13 protein-coding genes are annotated in these 18153 nt (G+C 69.0%); 3 read left to right on the top strand and 10 right to left on the bottom strand.

Going from position 1 to position 18153, the window contains the following annotated elements; all coding sequences use genetic code 11:
- The 4 genes from OG194_RS05715 to OG194_RS05730 form a co-directional block, all read right to left on the bottom strand.
- Positions 1–840 carry a carbohydrate ABC transporter permease gene (locus OG194_RS05715; RefSeq protein ID WP_327399739.1) on the bottom strand — a complete coding sequence of 280 codons (840 nt, stop codon included), beginning with the start codon at positions 838–840 and terminating at the stop codon, positions 1–3.
- Entirely contained in the window at positions 837–1790 is a 954-nt protein-coding gene (locus tag OG194_RS05720; RefSeq protein ID WP_327399740.1) for a carbohydrate ABC transporter permease, read from the bottom strand. Before OG194_RS05720 ends, OG194_RS05715 begins: the two co-directional genes overlap by 4 nt.
- A 21-nt stretch (positions 1791–1811) precedes the next feature.
- A complete protein-coding gene (locus tag OG194_RS05725) occupies positions 1812–3137 on the bottom strand; it encodes an ABC transporter substrate-binding protein (RefSeq protein WP_327399741.1) in 1326 nt (441 codons plus the stop codon).
- A 148-nt stretch (positions 3138–3285) separates the two neighbouring features.
- Positions 3286–3618: a DUF2218 domain-containing protein gene (locus OG194_RS05730; protein ID WP_327399742.1), complete on the bottom strand. Its 333-nt coding sequence runs from the start codon at positions 3616–3618 to the stop codon at positions 3286–3288.
- Between the two features lie 266 nt (positions 3619–3884).
- On the opposite strand from OG194_RS05730, the gene OG194_RS05735 reads away from it, so the two are divergent.
- The 3 genes from OG194_RS05735 to OG194_RS05745 are packed head-to-tail and all read left to right on the top strand — an operon-like array spanning position 3885 to position 7017.
- Entirely contained in the window at positions 3885–4466 is a 582-nt protein-coding gene (locus OG194_RS05735) for a carboxymuconolactone decarboxylase family protein (RefSeq protein WP_327399743.1), read from the top strand.
- Positions 4463–5749 carry a neutral/alkaline non-lysosomal ceramidase N-terminal domain-containing protein gene (locus OG194_RS05740; protein ID WP_327399744.1) on the top strand — a complete coding sequence of 429 codons (1287 nt, stop codon included), beginning with the start codon at positions 4463–4465 and terminating at the stop codon, positions 5747–5749. Before OG194_RS05735 ends, OG194_RS05740 begins: the two co-directional genes overlap by 4 nt.
- On the top strand, positions 5746–7017 hold the full coding sequence (locus tag OG194_RS05745) for a hypothetical protein (protein WP_327399745.1): 1272 nt from the start codon (positions 5746–5748) through the stop codon (positions 7015–7017). Before OG194_RS05740 ends, OG194_RS05745 begins: the two co-directional genes overlap by 4 nt.
- Before the next feature lie 67 nt (positions 7018–7084).
- On the opposite strand, the gene OG194_RS05750 is transcribed toward OG194_RS05745, so the two are convergent.
- The 6 genes from OG194_RS05750 to OG194_RS05775 all read right to left on the bottom strand — a co-directional run bounded on the left by OG194_RS05750 (position 7085) and on the right by OG194_RS05775 (position 18002).
- The gene (locus OG194_RS05750; protein ID WP_327399747.1) at positions 7085–8860 is read right to left on the bottom strand and encodes a tannase/feruloyl esterase family alpha/beta hydrolase; all 1776 of its coding nucleotides are present in this window, start codon (positions 8858–8860) and stop codon (positions 7085–7087) included.
- A gap of 206 nt (positions 8861–9066) precedes the next feature.
- Positions 9067–9678, bottom strand: coding sequence for a sarcosine oxidase subunit gamma (locus OG194_RS05755; protein WP_327399748.1), 612 nt, complete (start codon positions 9676–9678; stop codon positions 9067–9069).
- Positions 9671–13018, bottom strand: coding sequence for a sarcosine oxidase subunit delta family protein (locus tag OG194_RS05760; RefSeq protein WP_327399749.1), 3348 nt, complete (start codon positions 13016–13018; stop codon positions 9671–9673). Before OG194_RS05760 ends, OG194_RS05755 begins: the two co-directional genes overlap by 8 nt.
- Before the next feature lie 11 nt (positions 13019–13029).
- The gene (locus OG194_RS05765; RefSeq protein ID WP_327399750.1) at positions 13030–14262 is read right to left on the bottom strand and encodes a sarcosine oxidase subunit beta family protein; all 1233 of its coding nucleotides are present in this window, start codon (positions 14260–14262) and stop codon (positions 13030–13032) included.
- Positions 14259–15542 (bottom strand): serine hydroxymethyltransferase, encoded by a 1284-nt coding sequence (gene glyA, locus OG194_RS05770; protein WP_327399751.1) that lies wholly within the window; start codon positions 15540–15542, stop codon positions 14259–14261. The genes OG194_RS05765 and glyA overlap by 4 nt, the downstream gene beginning before the upstream one ends.
- A gap of 21 nt (positions 15543–15563) precedes the next feature.
- Positions 15564–18002, bottom strand: a complete 2439-nt coding sequence (locus OG194_RS05775; RefSeq protein WP_327399752.1) for a GcvT family protein — start codon at positions 18000–18002, stop codon at positions 15564–15566.
- Positions 18003–18153 lie beyond the last annotated feature (151 nt).

Below are 18153 nucleotides of genomic sequence, written 5' to 3' on the forward strand. Positions count from 1 at the left end.
TCAGCCCGTGACACCTCCTTCCGTGAGGCCCGCGAGGACGCGGCGCTGAAGGACGAGGTAGACGAGGACGAGCGGCAGGCTGGTCAGCACCACATGGGCGAACACCAGGTTCCAGCTGACACCGTGCGTGGACGAGGAGGCGAAGGAGTACAACGTCAGCGGCAGCGTGGCCGCTTGGGAGCTACGCAGCAGGAACAGGGCGAAGTAGAAGTCGTTCCAGACCGAGATGATCAGCATGACCGCGCCGGTGAAGAGCACCGGGGTGAGCACGGGCAGCACGATCCGCCAGTAGATCTGCCACCTGTTCGCCCCGTCCAACTGCGCGGCCTCCTCGAAGTCGTGCGGAAGGGTGCGGACGAACCCGGTGGCGAGGAAGATCACCACACCGAGCCGGGTGCCGGCGATCACCAGCATGTAGCCGAGACGCGATCCGTTGAGGCCGAGCTGGGTGAGGACGTAGATGGTCGGGATGATCGCCGGGGGCAGCACGATCGACACCGCGGACGTGTAGTACGCGAACCGCAGCGCCCGTGAGTCGGAACGGGCGTACGCCCACGCCGCCATGGAGCCGAGCAGCAGCACGGCGAGGATCGTCGGGACGGCCAGCAGCGCACTGTTGCGCAGGCCGGTGAGGTACGAGCCCTTGTCGATCACCGTGTGGTAATTCGCCCCGGCGCTCCAGTGCTTGGGCCAGCTCATCGACAGGACGCTCGCATCGCCCTCCGTCTTGAGGGAGTTGACGATCAGCAGCCAGAACGGGACGAGGATCCAGGGGATCGCGAAGAGAGTCAGGCACCCGTACCGGGCAACTCCCCTGGCCTTCAAGGCGATCGCGCTCACATCGGCACCTCCCGCCGGCGCAGCCGGCTCATCAGCGGGACCGCCGTGACGATCACCATCAGCGTGACGACGAAGCCCAGCGCGCTCGCCGTACCGAAGAAGCTCTGCCCGTACTGGGTGTAGACGGCGACGTTGAGCAGGGTCGTCGCGTCGCCCGGGCCGCCCGCGGTCGTCGAGAACACCACGTCGAGCGCGCTGAACGCGCCGACGAGGGAGACGACCACGTTGAAGGTCACCGCCGGTGCCAGCAACGGGAGTTTGACCGACCAGAAGCGGCGGACCACCCCGGCGCCGTCGAGGGTCGCGGCCTGGAGTAGCTGTTCCGGGATGCGGTTGAGGCCCGCGATGTAGACCAGGGTGATCAGGCCGCTCAGCTTCCACGCGTCGATCGACGCGACCGCGAGGAGTGCCGTGGTGTCGTGGCCGAGCCAGGCGTAGTGGAACTCGCCGGGCAGGACGGCCGACAGGAAGGCGTTGAGCGGGCCGTGCGCGTTCAGGACGGCCGCCCAGATGTACCCGGCGGCGAGCGGCGAGATCAGCACCGGAATGAAGAACAGTGAGCGGAAAAGGGAGTTGACGCGATTGGTGCGTTGCAGGGCGGTGGCCAGGACGAGGCCGACCGTGTTCTGTACGGCCATGGCGGTGATCGCGTAGATCGCGGTGACCGTGATCGCGTGCTTGAGGATGCCGAGTTGGTTCAGGAGCTTGAAGTTGGTGAGACCGGTCCAAGTGATCTTGTCGCTGTAGCCGGTCCACTGCACGAACGCGAAGACGGCGTTGGCGAGGAACGGCAGCACGAAGAAGACGAGGACCAGGGCGATGGAGGGCAGCGCGAAGGCGTACGGGTGCAGCTTGCGGCGCGGACGGTTCGCCGCCGACTGCCGTTCCTCCGGGGCGGGGTGGCCGACGGGGGCGGTACTGGGGCGCGCGTGGTGCAGTGAGGACGTCATGCGTCGGTCACCGGTCCCGCGTCACTGCTTGGCCGCGGCGGCGGCCTGGGTGTAGTAGGTCTGCATCTTGTCGGCCACCTGCTGCGGTGTCTCCTGTCCGGCGAGGAGTTTCTGGGCCTCGGCGCCGAAGCTGCTGAAGCCCGGCAGGGGTGAGTTGACGGAGAGCGTGGCGCCTTTGTCGTAGGCCGTCTTCACGTCCTGGAGGAGGCCCTGGAGTTGGGGTGTCGCCGTGCCGGAGAGCGTCGGGATGATCTTCGCCTCCTTGATGTAGTCGGCGTAGCCGGCGCCGGTGATGTAGTCGATGAAGTCGACGGCGGCGCGTTCCTTCTTGGAGTCGCCGGTGCTCGGGACGTAGTAGGTGCCGAGCGGACTGGGTGCGTAGTTGGTGACCGCCTTGGTGGCGGAGAGGCCGACGAAGCCGACGGCCGCGTCGACCTTGGCGGTGTCGTTGTTCGCGTCGGAGTTCAACAGGCCGATGGAGTCGGAGTTGTTGGCGACCATCGCGGCCTTGCCGCTGAGGACGGCCTTGAAGGAGTCCTCCCATTTGGCCGTGTTGGCATCGGAGTTGAAGCAGCCCGCCTTGCGGAGCGAGTCGTAGGCCTTGAGTCCGGCGACGAACGGGCCGTTCGGGTCGTTGAGTTGGGCCTTGCCGTCGAGGATCGACCTGTCGTAGGCCTGGTCGGTGTTGGACTCGGCGAGGTAGTCGAAGGCGCTGAGGATCTGCGGGGGCCACTGGGAGCCACCGGCCTCGAAGATCGGTGTGACGCCCGGCGTCCTCGCCTTGAGGGTCTTGCAGTCGGCGGCCAACTCGGCGTAGGTCTGCGGGGGTTGCAGGCCCGCCTTGGTGAAGACCTGCTTGTTGTAGAAGATGCCGTCGACGGACAGGGAGCCGACGGTGGCCGCGTAGACCTTGCCGCCGACGTTGCCGGAGACGTCCGCGAGCGTGCCCTCCTTCTTGACGAAGGGCAGCGCGCTGAGGTCGATCATGTTCTTGGCGGCGTTGAGGGAGAGCACGTCGACCTGGTTGCCGTGCCATTCCAGGATGTCCGGGCGGGCTCCGGTGGCCCACTTGGTCTGTACGGTGCTCGGGAAGCTGTCGGCGGGGATGTCGACCAGGTCGATCGTGTTGCCGGACTTCTTCTCGTAGGCCTTGTACAGGTCCAACAGGGCTGTCGGGTCGGCGGTGTTGTGCCAGAGCGTCAGAGTCACTCCGGTCGGGGCCTTGCCCGAGGTGTCGGCCACCTTGCCGGACTGCGCCGAGTCGTCGCCGTTCGCACAGGCCGAGGCCGTGAGACCGATGACGAGGGCTCCTGCGAGCAGGCCGTGACGCCGTCTGTAACCGTTCATGCCGTGCACTCCCCTTATCTGCGGCTCCGAGAGGGGGGTCACACTGGCACGGGCCGGCTCGGTCCCGTCCATCTCCGGATCGAACGCTTAGCTTTCAAGACGTGCACGCACGACTGGAGTTGCGGAGGGACGGGACCGACGCGGTGAGTCAGGCGGGATCGCCGGCGCTGCGCTGACTGGTGCCGGGCTCGCCGTTGTCTCGCCGCCATTCGACGACCAATTCGTCCTTGGTGCCGAAGCGGACCAGATGGCGGCCCACCACGTCTTCGAGCCGGTCGAGGAACTCGGGCTCCGCCTCCACCGCGAGCAGCAGCGCCCCGTCGGTGGCGGTCAGCGATCCGGTGCCGTCCTGGAAGACGAGACGGCCCACGCCGGTCTCCTCGTCCCAGCTGGTCTCGCTGCGACGGCCCAGGTGGGAGGCGAGTTGCTTGGCGTAGCGCTGCGGTCGGTCGGTGGCGACGCGGGCTTCGGAACGGGACATGGACGACTCCTTGGTGACGGGGGTGCGGGACGGTGACGTGGATGTGGAACCAGTCGATGGTGCCGGAGAGTCGGGCCGACCGGGCGGATGGGCCACCCGTCGTGTGACGCAAGGTATGGATGCCTTCTGCGGCGTCTTCACTTCCTAGACGCGGGCACTCCGTCTCCGTCATGTTTCCCAGGGGCCGGTATCGGCCTGTGCCCAGTGCCTGCCCCGTCTCCGTCAACTCTCCGTCCGCTCTCTGTCCGCGAACACCAGGAGGACGTATGCGTCTTGGACCGCTCCAGGAGTTGAACGCGGACCAGGCAGGGTTCCGCGACCGGCTCGTCGCTCAACGCGGCGGAATCCACGGGCCGTTCGAGGTCCTGCTGCGCAGCCCACGCCTCGGCGACCGGACGGAGGCGCTGAGCACGTACTGCATGCGCGACTCGGCGCTCCCACCGAGACTGCGCGAACTGACCCTCCTCATCGCGGCCCGTCACTTCGACGCGCAGCACTCGTGGAACGCCCATCGCGACAAGGCAGTTGCGGCCGGTCTGGACCCCGCCGCGCTGGACCGGATGGCCCGCGGTGAGGACCCGCGCTTCGACCGCGCCGACGAGAAGATCCTGCATCGCTTCGCAGTCCAGGCGTTGACGGTCCACTTCGTCGACGACGGCACGTACACCGCCGCACTCGCGGAGTTCGGCGAGGCCGCACTGGTCGACCTGGTGGTCGCGCTCGGCACCTTCGCCACCCTCGCCCTGGTCCTCAACACCTTCGAGGTGGACCTGCAACCCGACCGGGAACCGCCGTTCCCCGATGTACGCGGCTTCCAGCACAACGGGCCCACCCAGGAGGACAGTTGACCTCGCCGTACGAAGAGCCCCTCGACTCCGACGCACCACAGCTGGAGCCGGGACGGCTGCGGGCCGGTGTCGTCAAGGCCGACATCACCCCGGCAGACCTGACCGGCCTCCACCCGCTCCCCGGCACGTTCTCGGGGGTCCACGACCCACTGTTCCTTCGCGCCCTGTACCTCACCGACGGCGAGACCGAAGTCGCCCTGGTCTCCCTGGACTTGATCGAGGCCGGCGACATCACACCGGTGCGCGAGCGCGTCGAACGCGAACTCGGCATCCCCACCGACCACATCGTCATCACCGCGACCCACACCCACAACGCCCCCCGGATCGCGGACGTCTCACCCGGCGCGCTGGCCCACGCGGGCGGCCCGGAGTCCTTCGCGTACACGGAGGTCGTCTACGACCGGATCGTCTCCGCCCTCCGCGAGGCCAGGGCGTCCGCACGCCCGGCCCGATTCGGCATCGGCGCCGGAACCGCCGACGTCAACATCAACCGCGAGGAGTACGTCGACGGCCGGTGGACGCTGGGCCAGAACCCGACGGGACCGTCCGACAAGACGGTCTGGGTCCTCAAGTTCGAGTCCCTGGACGGCGATCCGATCGCCCTCCTCGTCAACTACGCCGTCCACTCGACGGTCGTGCTCGGCACCGGGGAGGTCAGCGGAGACCTCGCCGGGGCCGCCTGCCGTTACCTGGAGGGGAGTTACGACGGTGACGTGGTCGCCCTGTGGACCGTCGGCGCGCTCGGCGACCAGGATCCGCGCATCAACATCGGGGTGCCGTTCGGCGTGACGCCCACCGAGCGGCAGAAGAGCCGCGCCTACGCGGCGATGGAGGCGCAGGGCCTGATCGTCGGCGCCGAGGCGTTGCGGGTCGCGGACGGGATCGGCGAGTTGACGCATGCGGTGCGCATCGGTGCGGGGCAGCGCACGGTGGCGTGTCCGGTGAAGGCCGGCCAGGACGTCATGGAGACCATGCGGCAGGAACTCGTCGACTCCGTGCCGCTGCGCCTGGCCCTCGTCAAGCTCAACGAGGTCGCGCTGGCCGGTGTGTCCGGCGAGGTCGTCACCGACATCTACCGGCGCCTGCGGCACGAATCACCGCTCGCCCGCACCCTGTTGATCTCCATCGCCAACGACCGCATCGGCTACCTCCCTGACGACGCCCGCTTCGACCGCCCTGTCCACTCGGTCAACGGCTGCCCGATCGCCAGAGGTTACGCCGAGGACGCCGTCATCAACGGGGTGGTGGGACTGATCTCCGAGCAGCTACAGGCGGCACGGTGAACACGCGGCTGCGCGCGGGCGCGGGCCGGGCGGCCGTGGACCTGCCGGCCTCACTGCTCCCCGTCGACGGTTTCACCGCGGTCCACGATCCCCTCCATGTACGGGTACTTGTGCTGGACGACACCACAACTCGCCTCTGCGTCACGGTCATTGAGCAGACATCGATCTTCGACGACCAGCTCGCCCGCACGAAGGAGATTCTCCGCGAGGTCTGCGCCGTGGACCCGGCACACGCGCTGATCGTGGCGAGCCACACCTTCTCCGCCCCGCACATCCACCCGCCCGGGCACGCACCGGAGGGCGAAGAGGAACGGAACGCGCGGCTGAGCAGTGCCGTGGATGACGCGCTGACCCGGGCTGCGGCGGACGCGGTACGTACCCTGCGCCCCGCCCGCACGGGCTTCGGCCTCGGCACTTCTCGCGTCAACGTCCAGCGGGATGTGCGTACTTCGCACGGATGGTGGCTCGGCGCCGACGACAGCGGCCGGACGGACAACACCGTGGGCGTCCTACGGATCGACGGCACGGACGACGTGTCCGACCCCCCGATCGCGGTCCTGATGAACTACGCCGTCCAGTCCTCGGTACTGAACGGCTCACTCACCCGCTCCGGCGACCGCGAGATCTCCGCCGATCTGGCGGGCGCGACCGCGACCCGCGTCGAACGGCACTACGGCGACGACACGGTGGCCCTGTTCCTGGTCGGCGCGGCCGGCGACCAGGCTCCCTACCTCACCGCCGTCCGCACCACGGTCGACGAGCACGGCCGACTCCACCGGTCCGACGCCCACGAGGCCGGACACACACTCGTGGACCTGCTCGGCGAACGACTCGCCACCGAGGCCGTACGTGTCACCGACCGCACCCGCACCACCGAACCGACCACGCCGCTACGAGTGGTGCACGACAACGTCAAGGTCCCGGCCCAACTCCCCCCGGCAGGCGGCCTGCACGCACTCCGCCCCACAACCGGCTACGACTTCACGCCCGACGGATTCTCCGAGGCCCCGGTCGTCGTGGCCCGCATCGGCGACACCGTACTAGCGGGCCTCCAGGCCGAGTTGAACGCAGTCACCGGTCTCGACCTCAAAACCGAGTCCCCGTTCCCCGCCACCTGTGTGGTCACCATGGTGAACGGCGCCGCCAAGTACATGGCGGACGCCGGGAGTTACGACCGGATCACCTATGAGGCGATGAACTCCCGGTACGCGAAGGGGGCGGCCGAGACCGTCACGGCGCGTCTCGCCGAGCTGCTGCGGGAACTCTGATTCCCGGCGACGCGGCCCCCGGCTCGAAACCGGGGGCCGCGCCATCTCAATCAACCCTCGCTGTACGTCAGTTCTTGCCCTGGGTGACGACCCACTTGCCGCCCACCCAGTTCCCGACCGTCTCGTAGCCGGAGCGGAAGGAGCCGAGCCAGTCGAGCTTCAGGGTGGCCTCGGCGGTGGACTTGACCGGGGTGTAGCTGCTCGCGTCGGTGGCCGGGCCGCCGGTGGTGTTCTTGGCGTAGTACGGGAAGGGGTAGACCGGGCGGGAGGCGGTGGTGTTGCCGCCGCTGTCGACCGACTTCGTCGTCAGGCTCGCCGGGGCGTCGCCCTTGGTGACCCAGTCGGTGATCGCGGTCAGCGCGTCGAAGGTGTCCGGGCCCTGGCCGCCGCCGCAGTGGGCGACGCCGGGGAGCAGGAAGAGGCGGGCGAAGGTCTTGGTGGCCGTCTCGCCGCCCATCGCCTTCTCAACTGCCTTGTAGTAGGCCATCGTTCCCACTGCCGGGATGTGCTGGTCGCCGAGGCCGTGCCAGAGGATCAGCTTGCCGCCGGCCTTCTTGAACGCCGTGAGGTCGGGGTCGGTGGCGTCGTACATGCCCTCACCCAGCCGCATGACCTTCTTGTAGTAGGCGGCCGTGAACTTGATGTCCTTGTACGTCAGGGTCGGCTGCGGGCTGTCGAAGATCTGGTAGCGCAGGGTCTCGCGGACGAAGCTGATGTCGCCGCTGGCGCCGGTGGCGGTGGCCGGGGTGACGATGCCGGCCCAGTTCAGCACGGAGCCGCGCAACTGGTAGCCCGGGTAGAGGAGTTGGCCGTGTTCGTCGGTGGGTCCGGCGTAGACGCGGCGCAGGGTGGTGACCTGGTCGGCGGTCAGGCAGTACGCGTCGGACGTCGAGGTCTGGCCCGTCGTGCACTGGATGGTGCCGGGGTCCCAGGTGCAGCTCAGCGGGTCGGCGATGATGCCGTCGGCGGGGGCGCCGCAGCCCTTGAGCACGGCCTTGTGGAGGTCCGCGAGGTCGGCGTTGGTGATCGTCGCCGGGCCGCCGTTCAGGTACACGGACTGGGCGGTCCAGGCGTGCGAGAAGGTGTTCAGGGCGGTGAAGTTGTTGGCCGGGGCGCCGGCGATGATGCCGTCGAAGTCGGTCGGGTAGCGCTGGGCCTCGGTGAGGGCCTGGTGGCCGCCCTGGGAGCAGCCGTCGAAGTAGGAGTGGGTGGCCGACTGGCCGTAGTACTGCTTGATGACGGCCTTGGCCGCCTGGACCAGTTCGTGGTCGGACTTGTAGCCGAAGTCGGCGCGCAGGGCCGGGTCGGTGGAGAAGAGGCCGCCGCCCTGGTAGTGGCCCTCGTCGCTGGAGGCGACGGCGAACGCGCCGGTGGTCAGCGGGACGCAGCCCGTCGAGGCGGGGGCGCTGGTCACGTTGACGTTGCCGCAGAGGCCGCCGCAGCCGACCTGGAGGTAGTTGGCCTGCCAGCCGGTCTCGGGGAGTTTGATCTCGAAGTGGAGTTGGGGGGCGATGACGCCCTTGACGTCACAAGCGGCCCAGTTTCCCAGGGTGTTGGCGCTCGCGGCGAGTTCGGTGGCCGAGGTGATCTCGAAGGGCACGCCGGGGACGGCGGCGGCCAGGTCCAGTTGGGCTACGGCGGAACACGAGATGGCCGGTGCGATGCCCGAGGTCGTGGTGTTCGCCGAAACGGCGTTCGCCGAGGCCGAGTTGGAGGCCTGGGCGCTTCCGGTCGTACTGTTGGCCAGCGTCACGCCCGCACCGGTGACCAGCGCGACGGCTGCGGCGAGGGTGGCCATGAAGGTGGCCGGGTTCCACCGACACCATCTGAACAGCTTGGGCATGCTGGGTACTCCGTTCGATCGCCGGACCGGGTCGTGCAGGCACGGCGAGGAACGTAGCTGTCCGTTAATCCGCGGGCAATAGCGTCGACTCTATTGTTGACGATTTCGTCGGAGACTCGGCTCGATATCGCTGACCAGGCCCGCGGTCGACACGGGCCGCAACGTTAGCTTTCGCCCGCTGCCGCCCAAGCCCACTTCAGGTCTGTTCAGGACTGCCGTACGTATTCCGCCGCCGCGTCCAGCAGCCAGTCCGTCAGGTACCCGGCGAAGGACGAGCGGACCAACACCCAGAATCCGGCGCCGGGTTCGTCCCGTGCGACCAGGACGACCTGGGCGCGGGCCAGCGTGGTCTGGGCGCAGCGTCCGGGGCCGAAGGCTCGGGGGTGCAGGTCCAACGGGCAGCCGTGGGCGAGCAGTTCGCGGGCGTGGGCGCCGGAGACGAGGAGGGTGGTGCGCTGGGCGGAGACATCGGTGACGGCGATGTGTTCGTCACCGGCCGCCGCCCGGATGCGGTGCTCCACGTCCCGCTGGGTGTCCGGCGGTCCGACCACCAACCACTCGTCCGGACCGAGCCACAGCACGGTCAACTCCCCAGCCCGCACCACCGTGTTGGGCTCAAGGGGCAGGGACAGACCGAGCGCGAGTCCTACGGCGTCCGCCGCCGCGCCCTTCGCGTCGAGCCGGAGGTTCACCTGGGCCAGGAAGGGGAGTTCGGCCAGCCGGACCGTCCCGCCGGAGGAACGGGTCGTGGCCGCCAGTCGGCCGGCGGCGCCCGCGAGGGGGCTGCGGCGCGGTACGGAAAGGGCGGTGTCAGCCATCTCGGCGGGCTCCCTCGGGGTCGTAGAGGACGGGGCTTGCGACGGTGACCGGGATCAACTGGTCGCCCACGGGGGCGTAGAGGCGTTCGCCGATGCGGTCGCGGCCGCCCTTGATGAGAGCCAGGGCGAAGGTGCTGCCGAGGGCCGCGCTGCGGTAGCTGGACGTGACGTGCCCGAGCATCGGGACGGGCGGGGCGGGCAGCACACTGTCCGCGATCAGTTGGGTGCCCTCGGGGAGGAACGCGGCGGGGTCCTCGGGGAGCAGGCCGACGAGGTGTTTGCGGTCGGGGCGGACGGCGTCGGCGCGGGCGAAGGAACGCTTGCCGATGAAGTCGGGCTTCTTCTTCGAGACCGCCCAACTCATGCCGAGATCCTGGGGAGTCACGGTGCCGTCGGTGTCCTGGCCGATGATCGGGTAGCCCTTCTCGGCGCGCAGGACGTGCATGGTCTCGGTGCCGTACGGGGTGATGCCGAAGGGGGCACCGGCCTCGTAGAGCGCCTCCCACAGGGCGAGGGCCTCCCACGGTGACACGTTGATCTCGTAGGCGAGTTCGCCGGAGAAGCTGATCCGGCAGACCATGGCCTCGATGCCGGCGACGGTCGTGTCCCGCCAGGCCATGAACGGGAAGTCGTCGTTGCCCACGGCCAGTTGGGGCGCGAGTGAGCCGAGCACCTCGCGGGAGCGGGGGCCGACCAGGGCGACGGTGGCCCACTGTTCGGTCACCGAGGCGCAGTGGACGCGGAGTTCGGGCCACTCGGTCTGGTGCCACTCCTCCATCCAGTCCAGTACGGCGGCCGCGTTGCCCGTGGTCGTGGTGACCAGGTAGCGGTCCGGTGCGAGCCGGATGGCCGTGCCGTCGTCGAAGACCATGCCGTCCGGGCGGCACATGACGCCGTAACGGATCATGCCGACCTTCAGGTTGCTCATCATGTTGGTGTAGAGCCGGTCGAGGAAGACGGGTGCGTCCGGGCCCTGTACGTCGATCTTGCCGAGGGTGGAGCCGTCCATGAAGCCGACGCCCTCGCGGGCCGCCGCGCACTCGCGCAGGACGGCGGTCTCCATGTCCTCGCCGTCGCGCGGGTAGTACCAAGGCCGTTTCCACTGGCCGACGTTCTCGAACAGCGCGCCCTGCATGACGTGCCAGTCGTGCAGCGCGGTCGTACGGATCGGGTCGTGCAGGGCGCCCCGGTCGCGGCCGGCGAGGGTGGCGAAGGAGACGGGCGTGTAGGGCGGGCGGAATGTCGTCGTGCCGAGCAACGACACGTCCACGCCCAGGAGTTCGGCGACCACGCCGCTGGCCAGGACGCCTGAGGTCTTGCCCTGGTCGTTGGCCGTACCGGCTGTCGTGTAGCGCTTGGTGTGTTCGACCGAGTCGAGGCCGGCGGTGGTGGCTCGGGTCAAGTCGGCGACGGTGACGTCTCGTTGGAGGTCTACGAAGCGGGGGGCGTCGGTGGTGCCGGGAACTACGAAGACCTGCATCGCGGGGGTGTGCGGTTCTGGGGTCACCTGGGGCAGTGAAGGTGTCTCGGCGGTGTAGCCCTCGGCCTCTATCGCTCGGGTGCCTGCTGCTGCGCCCTGCAACAAGGCTCCGGCCAGGTCGAATTCACCGTTCGCGCTGCCCGCGACCTCCACCAGCTGGCGGCAGGTGTCGGGGACGAAGGTGCCAAGCGTGTCGTCGTAGCGGAGTTTGCCGCCTGCCTGACTGAAGAGGTGGGCGACCGGGTTCCAGCCGCCGGAGACCAGGAGGAGGTCTGCGGTGAACTGCCTTGTTGCTTCCGTGGTTTCGCCGTACGGGGCGACCGTTACGGCGGTCAGGCGTGGGGCGCCCTCGGTGCCTACGACCGCGTGTCCGAGCAGTACCTCGATGCCGGCCTCTCGGGCTCGGCTTGCCCACTCCTCCGGCCCGGACGGGCGGGTGTCCACGATCGCCTCGACCTTCACGCCTGCCGACGCCAGGTCCAACGCGGCTGCGTACGCGCTGTCGTTGGTGGTGAAGACGACGGCGCTGCGGCCGGGGAGGACTCCGTGGCGGTTGACGTATGCCCGGGCCGAGGCGGCGAGCATTACCCCGGGGCGGTCGTTGTCCGGGAAGGCGAGGGAGCGTTCGTGGGCGCCGGTTGCCAGGACCACGCGGCGGGCTCGGATGCGCCAGACGCGTTCTCGGGAGACGTGGGTGGGGGCTGCTGCGCCCAGGTGGTTGGTGCGGCGTTCTACGGCCAGGAGGTGGTTGTCGTCGTAGTGGCCGAAGACGGTAGTGCGGCGCAGGACGCGGACCTCGGGAGCGGTGGTGAGACCTTCGCTCAACTCGGCCACCCAGTCCAGGTGTTGGGCTGTGTCCAGGAGGCTGCCGCCCAGTTCGGGGCGGTCGTCGGCGAGGATGACGCGGGCTCCGGTGCGGGCTGCGGCTGCGGCGGCTGCGAGGCCGGCTGGGCCTGCGCCGACCACGAGCAGGTCGCAGTGGGCGTGAGCGGCGTCGTAGCGGGCGGGGTCCGGTTCGGTGGCTAGGCGGCCCTGGCCGGGGAGGCTGGTCGCGACGAGGCCGTCGTAGAGCTCGATCGTTGTCGCGGGGAGCATCGGCTCGGGGAAGGGGGCCTCGATCTGGATGACGGCGTTCGGTTCTTCGACGCCTGCCGTGAAAATGCCTCGGGGGCGGCCGAGTCTGATGCTGGTGCCGGTTTGGATGATGCCGTTGGCGAGGAGGGCGGAGGCGAGGGTGTCGCCCTTGCAGCCCTGGTATTCGGTGCCGTCGAAGGTGAAGGTGAGGGGGGTGTCTCGGTGGATTCGGCCTCGGGTGGGGTGGCGGAACGGATGGCCCGCGGCGGAGCCGCTGATGGATGCAGCGCCCCCGCCGCCCCTACCCGTCCCATCCTCCAGGGGCTCTGCCCCTTCGACCCCGTTCCCAGGGGGCTCCGCCCCCTGGACCTCCGTCGGCCCCGAAAGGGCCTCGTCCTCAAACGCCGGACGGGCTGACATTGCGGGCCCGCGCTGAACAGTGACCGGAAGGACAGGTGAGGCCGGGCGTGGCTGAGAAGGCACCGTCGGGTCGGCAACCGGCCCCCGCCCACTCACCGTTGGCCGCTCCTCCCCCGCCCGGTACACCCCCAGAATCTCGTTCGTCGCCGTGTCACGTACCGCGTTGAACCACCTGCGGCACCCCGCCGCGTGGTTCCACCGTTCCGCGAACGGGCCCTTCGGGTTGTCGCGGAAGAAGAGGAACCGCGCCCACTCCTCGTCGGTCAGGTCGGCCGGGGTCTCCGGGTAGGCGACGTGGGCCTGGCCGCCGTAGTGGTACTCGGCTTCGTCGCGGGGCCCGCACCAGGGGCAGGGGATCAGCAGCATGGTTGGGCTCCCTAGTGGGCCACCGCGGCGGCGCCGTGCTCGTCGACGAGCGCGCCGGTGGTGAAACGGTCGAGCGAGAAGGGGGCGTTGAGGTGGTGAGGGGTGTCGTGGGCGATCGTGTGGGCGTAGACCCAGCCGACACCCGGGGTGGCCTTGAAACCGCCCGTTCCCCAGCCGCAGTTGAGGTACAGGTTGTCCACCGGTGTCAGGCCCACGATCGGTGAGGCGTCCGGGGTGACGTCCACGATGCCGCCCCAGGTGCGCAGCACGTGCGCTCGGGCGAAGACCGGGAAGAGTTCCAGGGCCGCGGACATCTGTTCCTCGATGATGTGGAACGCTCCACGCTGGGTGTACGAGTTGTACGAGTCGATGCCCGCGCCCATCACCAACTCGCCCTTGTGCGCCTGGCTCACGTACACGTGGACCGCGTTGGACATGACCACCGTGGGGTGGACCGGTTCCAGCAACTCCGACACCAGTGCTTGCAACGGGTGGCTCTGGAGTGGGAGTTGGATGCCCGCCATGGCCGCCAGGACTGACGTGTGGCCTGCCGAGCAGAGGGCCACCTTGCCCGCCGCTATCGGGCCGAGCGTGGTCTGTACGCCCACCACCCTGCCGTCGACTATGTCCAGGCCCGTCACCTCGCAGTTCTGGATGAGGTCGATGCCTGCCGCGTCGGCGGAGCGGGCCAGGCCCCACGCCACGTGGTCGTGCTTCGCGATGCCGGCGCGTGGCTGGTACGTGCCGCCCATCACCGGATAGCGCACGTCCGGCGAGACGTTGACGATCGGGCAGACCTCCTTGACCTGCCGCTCGTCCAGCCATTCCGCGTCCACGCCGTTGAGGCGATTCGCCTCGACGCGGCGCACGCTGTCTCGGACGTCCTGGAGGCTGTGGGCGAGGTTGAGGACTCCGCGTTGGGAGAAGAGGATCGGGTAGTCCAGCTCCTCCTCCAGGCCCTCCCAGAGTTTGAGCGCGTGCTCGTAGATGCCCGCGCTCTCGTCCCAGAGGTAGTTGGAGCGGATGATCGTGGTGTTGCGGGCCATGTTGCCGCCCGCCAGCCAACCCTTCTCCAGCACCGCGACGTTGGTGATGCCGTGGTTCTTCGCCAAGTAGTGGGCGGTGGCCAGGCCGTGGCCGCCGCCGCCGACGATGACTACGTCGTACGAGCGTTTCGGCTCCGGTGTGCGCCAGAGCCAGTCCGGGTGTTCGGGGAGGTCTGCGCCCGGGGTGCGGGGGGTCATCGGGGGGCGTCCTCCTCGGACAGGTGCGGGTAGAGCGGGTGTTTCGCGGCCAGTGCCTCCGTGCGGGCGCGCAAGTCGCCGATGTCCGGGGCCGGTTGGAGGGCGAGTGCGATCACGTCGGAGACCTCGGCGAAGTCCTCCTCCGTGAAGCCTCGCGTGGCCAGTGCCGGGGTGCCGATGCGCAGGCCCGACGTGACCATGGGCGGGCGTGGGTCGAAGGGCACGGCGTTGCGGTTGACGGTGATGCCGATCTCGTGGAGGAGGTCTTCCGCCTGTCTGCCGTCCAACTCCGAGTCGCGCAGGTCCACCAGGACCAGGTGGACGTCCGTGCCACCGGTGAGGACCTTCACGCCGGTCGCGGCCACATCGGCTCGGGTGAGGCGCTCCGCGAGGATGCGGGAGCCGGCCAGTGTGCGGGACTGGCGTTCCGCGAATTCCGGTGACGCGGCGACCTTGAACGACACCGCCTTCGCGGCGATGACGTGCTCCAGGGGGCCGCCCTGCATGCCGGGAAACACGGCCGAGTTGATCTTTTTGGCGAGGTCGGCCTCGTTGGTGAGGATGACTCCGCCGCGTGGGCCGCCGAGGGTCTTGTGTGTCGTCGTCGTGGTCACGTGTGCGTGCGGGACCGGGTTCGGGTGGAGCCCGGCGGCCACCAGGCCCGCGAAGTGGGCCATGTCGACCATCAGCAGGGCGCCCACCTCGTCGGCGATCCGCCGGAACTCCGCGAAGTCCAACTGCCGTGGGTACGCCGACCAGCCCGCGATGATCATCTTGGGGCCGTGTTCCTTGGCGAGGCGTTCCACCTCGTCCATGTCGACCAGGTTGTCGGTCTCGGAGACGTGGTACGGCACCACGTTCAGCATCTTGCCGCTGTAGTTGAGGCGCATGCCGTGGGTGAGGTGTCCGCCGTGCGCGAGGTCGAGGCCGAGGATCGTGTCGCCGGGCTTCAACAGGGCGAAGAACACCGCCGTGTTGGCCTGTGCGCCCGAGTGCGGCTGGACATTTGCGAAGCCCGCGCCGAAGAGCGATTTGACCCGCTCGATCGCCAACCGCTCGGTGACGTCGACGTATTCGCAGCCGCCGTAGTAGCGGCGGCCGGGGTAGCCCTCCGCATACTTGTTGGTGAGGACGGAGCCCTGCGCCTCCAGCACGGCGGAGGGCGCGAAGTTCTCGGAGGCGATCATCTCCAACGTGGACTGCTGGCGGTGCAGTTCGGCGCGGAGCGCGGCGTGGACCTCGGGATCCAGTTCTGCCAACGGGGTGTTCAGCGCGTTCATAGGGAGTTCTCGTCCTTCCGGCTAGCCTCGGAGGCGGGACATCGTCGGGTCGAACAGGGGCTCCTGGGCGACGACCGCCTCGACGCGCTCGTCGAAGTAGCCGATGTGCAACGTGGTGCCGGGGGTGGCGAGTTCGGCCGGGAGCCAGGCGTATGCAATGCCCTTGCCGATCGTGTAGCCGTAGGCGGCGCTGGTGACGTAGCCGACGGCGCGCTCACCGTCGTAGACCGGTTCCTTGCCCATGACGACGGAGTGCGGGTCGTCGATGGTCAGGCAGGTCAACTGCCTTCGTACGTCGGTCTTTCGGCGTTCCAGTGCCGGCTTGCCGATGAAGTCGCCCTTGTCGAGTTTGACGGCGAAGCCGACGCCGGCCTCGTAGGGGTCGTGCTCGTAGGTCATGTCGGTCCCGAAGGAGCGGTAGCCCTTCTCCAGGCGGAGGCTGTTGAAGGCGCCGCGGCCCGCGATGACACCGCCGAGGGGCTGGGCCGCCTGCCACAGGGTGTCCCAGAGTTTCTGGCCCTGGTCGGCGGTGGTGTACAGCTCCCAGCCGAGTTCGCCGACGTAGGACAAGCGCATGGCGGTTACCGGGACCGTTCCAATGTAGGCGTTCTTGGCTCGGAAGTACTTGAGGCCCTCGTTCGTGAAGTCCTCGTCCGTCAGGGGCTGGAGAACCTTGCGGGCCAGTGGGCCCCACAGGCCGATGCAGCAGGTGCCGGGGGTGATGTCGCGGACTTGGACCGTTCCATCGGCGGGCAGGTGGCGGGTGAACCAGTCGAGGTCGAGGTTGCCGTTGGCGCCGACCTGGAAGCGGTCGCGGGCCAGGCGGGCGACGGTGATGTCGCTGCGGATGCCGCCGTCCTCGTCCAGGAGGAGGGTGTACGTCACCGAGCCGACCGATTTGGCGACCTTGCCGGTGACCAGGGCCTCCAGGAAGTCGGCGGCGCCGGGGCCGGTCACCTCCAGGCGTTTGAGGGCCGTCATGTCGTACATCGCGACGGTCTCGCGGGTGGCCTGTGCCTCGGCGCCGACGATCGGCGACCAGTACTGGGCCGCCCAGTCGTTCGGGGTGGTGATCGAACGGCCGTCCAGCAGGGCCGAGTTGGCCTCGTACCACTGCGGGCGTTCCCAGCCGTTGGCCTCCAGGAAGACCGCGCCGTGTTCCTGCTGGCGGGTGTGGAAGGGGCTGGTGCGGATCGGGCGCGGCCTACCGGACGGCTGGAGCGGGTGGAGGATGTCGTAGACCTCGACGAAGTTCTGGCAGTCACGGGCCAGGACGTATTCGGGGGCGAGTTGGTGCTGTTCGAAGCGGTTGACGTCGCACTCGTGGAGGTCGAAGGACGAGCAGTAACCGTCGACCAGCCACTCGGCCATCGCCCGGCCGACGCCCGCCGAGTGTGTGACCCAGACCGCCTCGGCGACCCAGAAGCCCTTGACCTCCGAACTCTCCCCGAGGAGGGGGAAGTTGTCGGTGGTGAAGGAGAAGAGGCCGTTGATGCCCTCCTCGACCTTCGCGTCCCTCGTCGCGGGGAGCAGGGACTGTGTTTCGGTCCAGGCGGGCGCGAAGTCGTCCTCGGTGAACTTGAGGACGGAGGGCATGTCGTCGGCCTCGCCGACCGAGAGGATGTCGTCGGCCGAGATGGGCATCGGGCGGTGGCCGTAGTAGCCGATGCCGATGGCGTCGTAGCGGTCGCGGTAGTAGAGGTCGGCGTCCTGGTGGCGCAGGATCGGGCGGACGGCCTCCTCGGTCTGGCCGGCGAGGGCGGGTACTGGACCGGTCCAGGCGAGTTGGTGGCCGAGCGGGGTCAGCGGGAGGTTCATGCCGACCATGCGGGCGATCTTCGGGCCCCAGATGCCGGCGCAGCACACGACGATGTCGGCGGGGATCTCGCCCTGGTCGGTGAGGACACCGGTGACGCGGCCATCGGTCTGCTGGACGTCCAGGACTTCGTGGCGGGCGAGGAAGGTCACGCCACGCTCGGTGGCCCGGCGGATCTGGGCCTCTACGGCGAGGACGGCTTTCGCGAGGCCGTCGGTGGGGACCAGGAGGCCGCCGAGGACGCGGTCCGGGTTCACCAGCGGGTGGTGCTCGACGCACTCCTCCGGGGTGAGCAGGCGGGCCTCGATGCCCCAGGCGGTGATCCAGCCGTGGCGGCGGTGGAGTTCGGCGACGCGCTCGGGGGTGGTGGCGACTTCGAGGCCGCCGACCTGGAGGAAGCAGGGCTTGCCGTCGACGTCGAGGGAGCAGAACTTCTCGACCGTGTAGCGCGCCAACTCGGTCATGGTCTTGGAGGAGTTGGTCTGGAAGACCAGTCCGGGGGCGTGCGAGGACGACCCTCCGGTGGCGGGCAGCGGGCCCTGGTCGACCACGGTCACTTCGGTCCAGCCTCGCGCGGAGATCTCGTCCGCGAGCGCCGCCCCCACGACGCCCGCTCCGATGATGACCACTCGGGGTCCCGCCATCGCCGCACCTCCGGCTAGAAAGCAATCCGGTTGCTGTCTGCGCAACATGCTTCAGGTTGCGCAACTCAATGTGCCCGGCGTGAGGAGCGGGTGTCAAGGGGTCCCGTGACGTCGGACGACGCCCCTGTCACCGGCCGGAACACGGCAATGC

This window comes from Streptomyces sp. NBC_01288, from assembly GCF_035982055.1.
Classification (GTDB): Bacteria; Actinomycetota; Actinomycetes; order Streptomycetales; family Streptomycetaceae; genus Streptomyces.

Coding starts and splice junctions, on each gene's coding strand:
- OG194_RS05720 (WP_327399740.1), bottom strand. CDS start 1,790: ATGACGTCCTCACTGCACCACGCGCGCCCCAGTACCGCCCCCGTCGGC.
- OG194_RS05725 (WP_327399741.1), bottom strand. CDS start 3,137: ATGAACGGTTACAGACGGCGTCACGGCCTGCTCGCAGGAGCCCTCGTC.
- OG194_RS05730 (WP_327399742.1), bottom strand. CDS start 3,618: ATGTCCCGTTCCGAAGCCCGCGTCGCCACCGACCGACCGCAGCGCTAC.
- OG194_RS05735 (WP_327399743.1), top strand. CDS start 3,885: ATGCGTCTTGGACCGCTCCAGGAGTTGAACGCGGACCAGGCAGGGTTC.
- OG194_RS05750 (WP_327399747.1), bottom strand. CDS start 8,860: ATGCCCAAGCTGTTCAGATGGTGTCGGTGGAACCCGGCCACCTTCATG.
- OG194_RS05755 (WP_327399748.1), bottom strand. CDS start 9,678: ATGGCTGACACCGCCCTTTCCGTACCGCGCCGCAGCCCCCTCGCGGGC.
- OG194_RS05760 (WP_327399749.1), bottom strand. CDS start 13,018: ATGCTGCTGATCCCCTGCCCCTGGTGCGGGCCCCGCGACGAAGCCGAG.
- OG194_RS05765 (WP_327399750.1), bottom strand. CDS start 14,262: ATGACCCCCCGCACCCCGGGCGCAGACCTCCCCGAACACCCGGACTGG.
- glyA (WP_327399751.1), bottom strand. CDS start 15,542: ATGAACGCGCTGAACACCCCGTTGGCAGAACTGGATCCCGAGGTCCAC.
- OG194_RS05775 (WP_327399752.1), bottom strand. CDS start 18,002: ATGGCGGGACCCCGAGTGGTCATCATCGGAGCGGGCGTCGTGGGGGCG.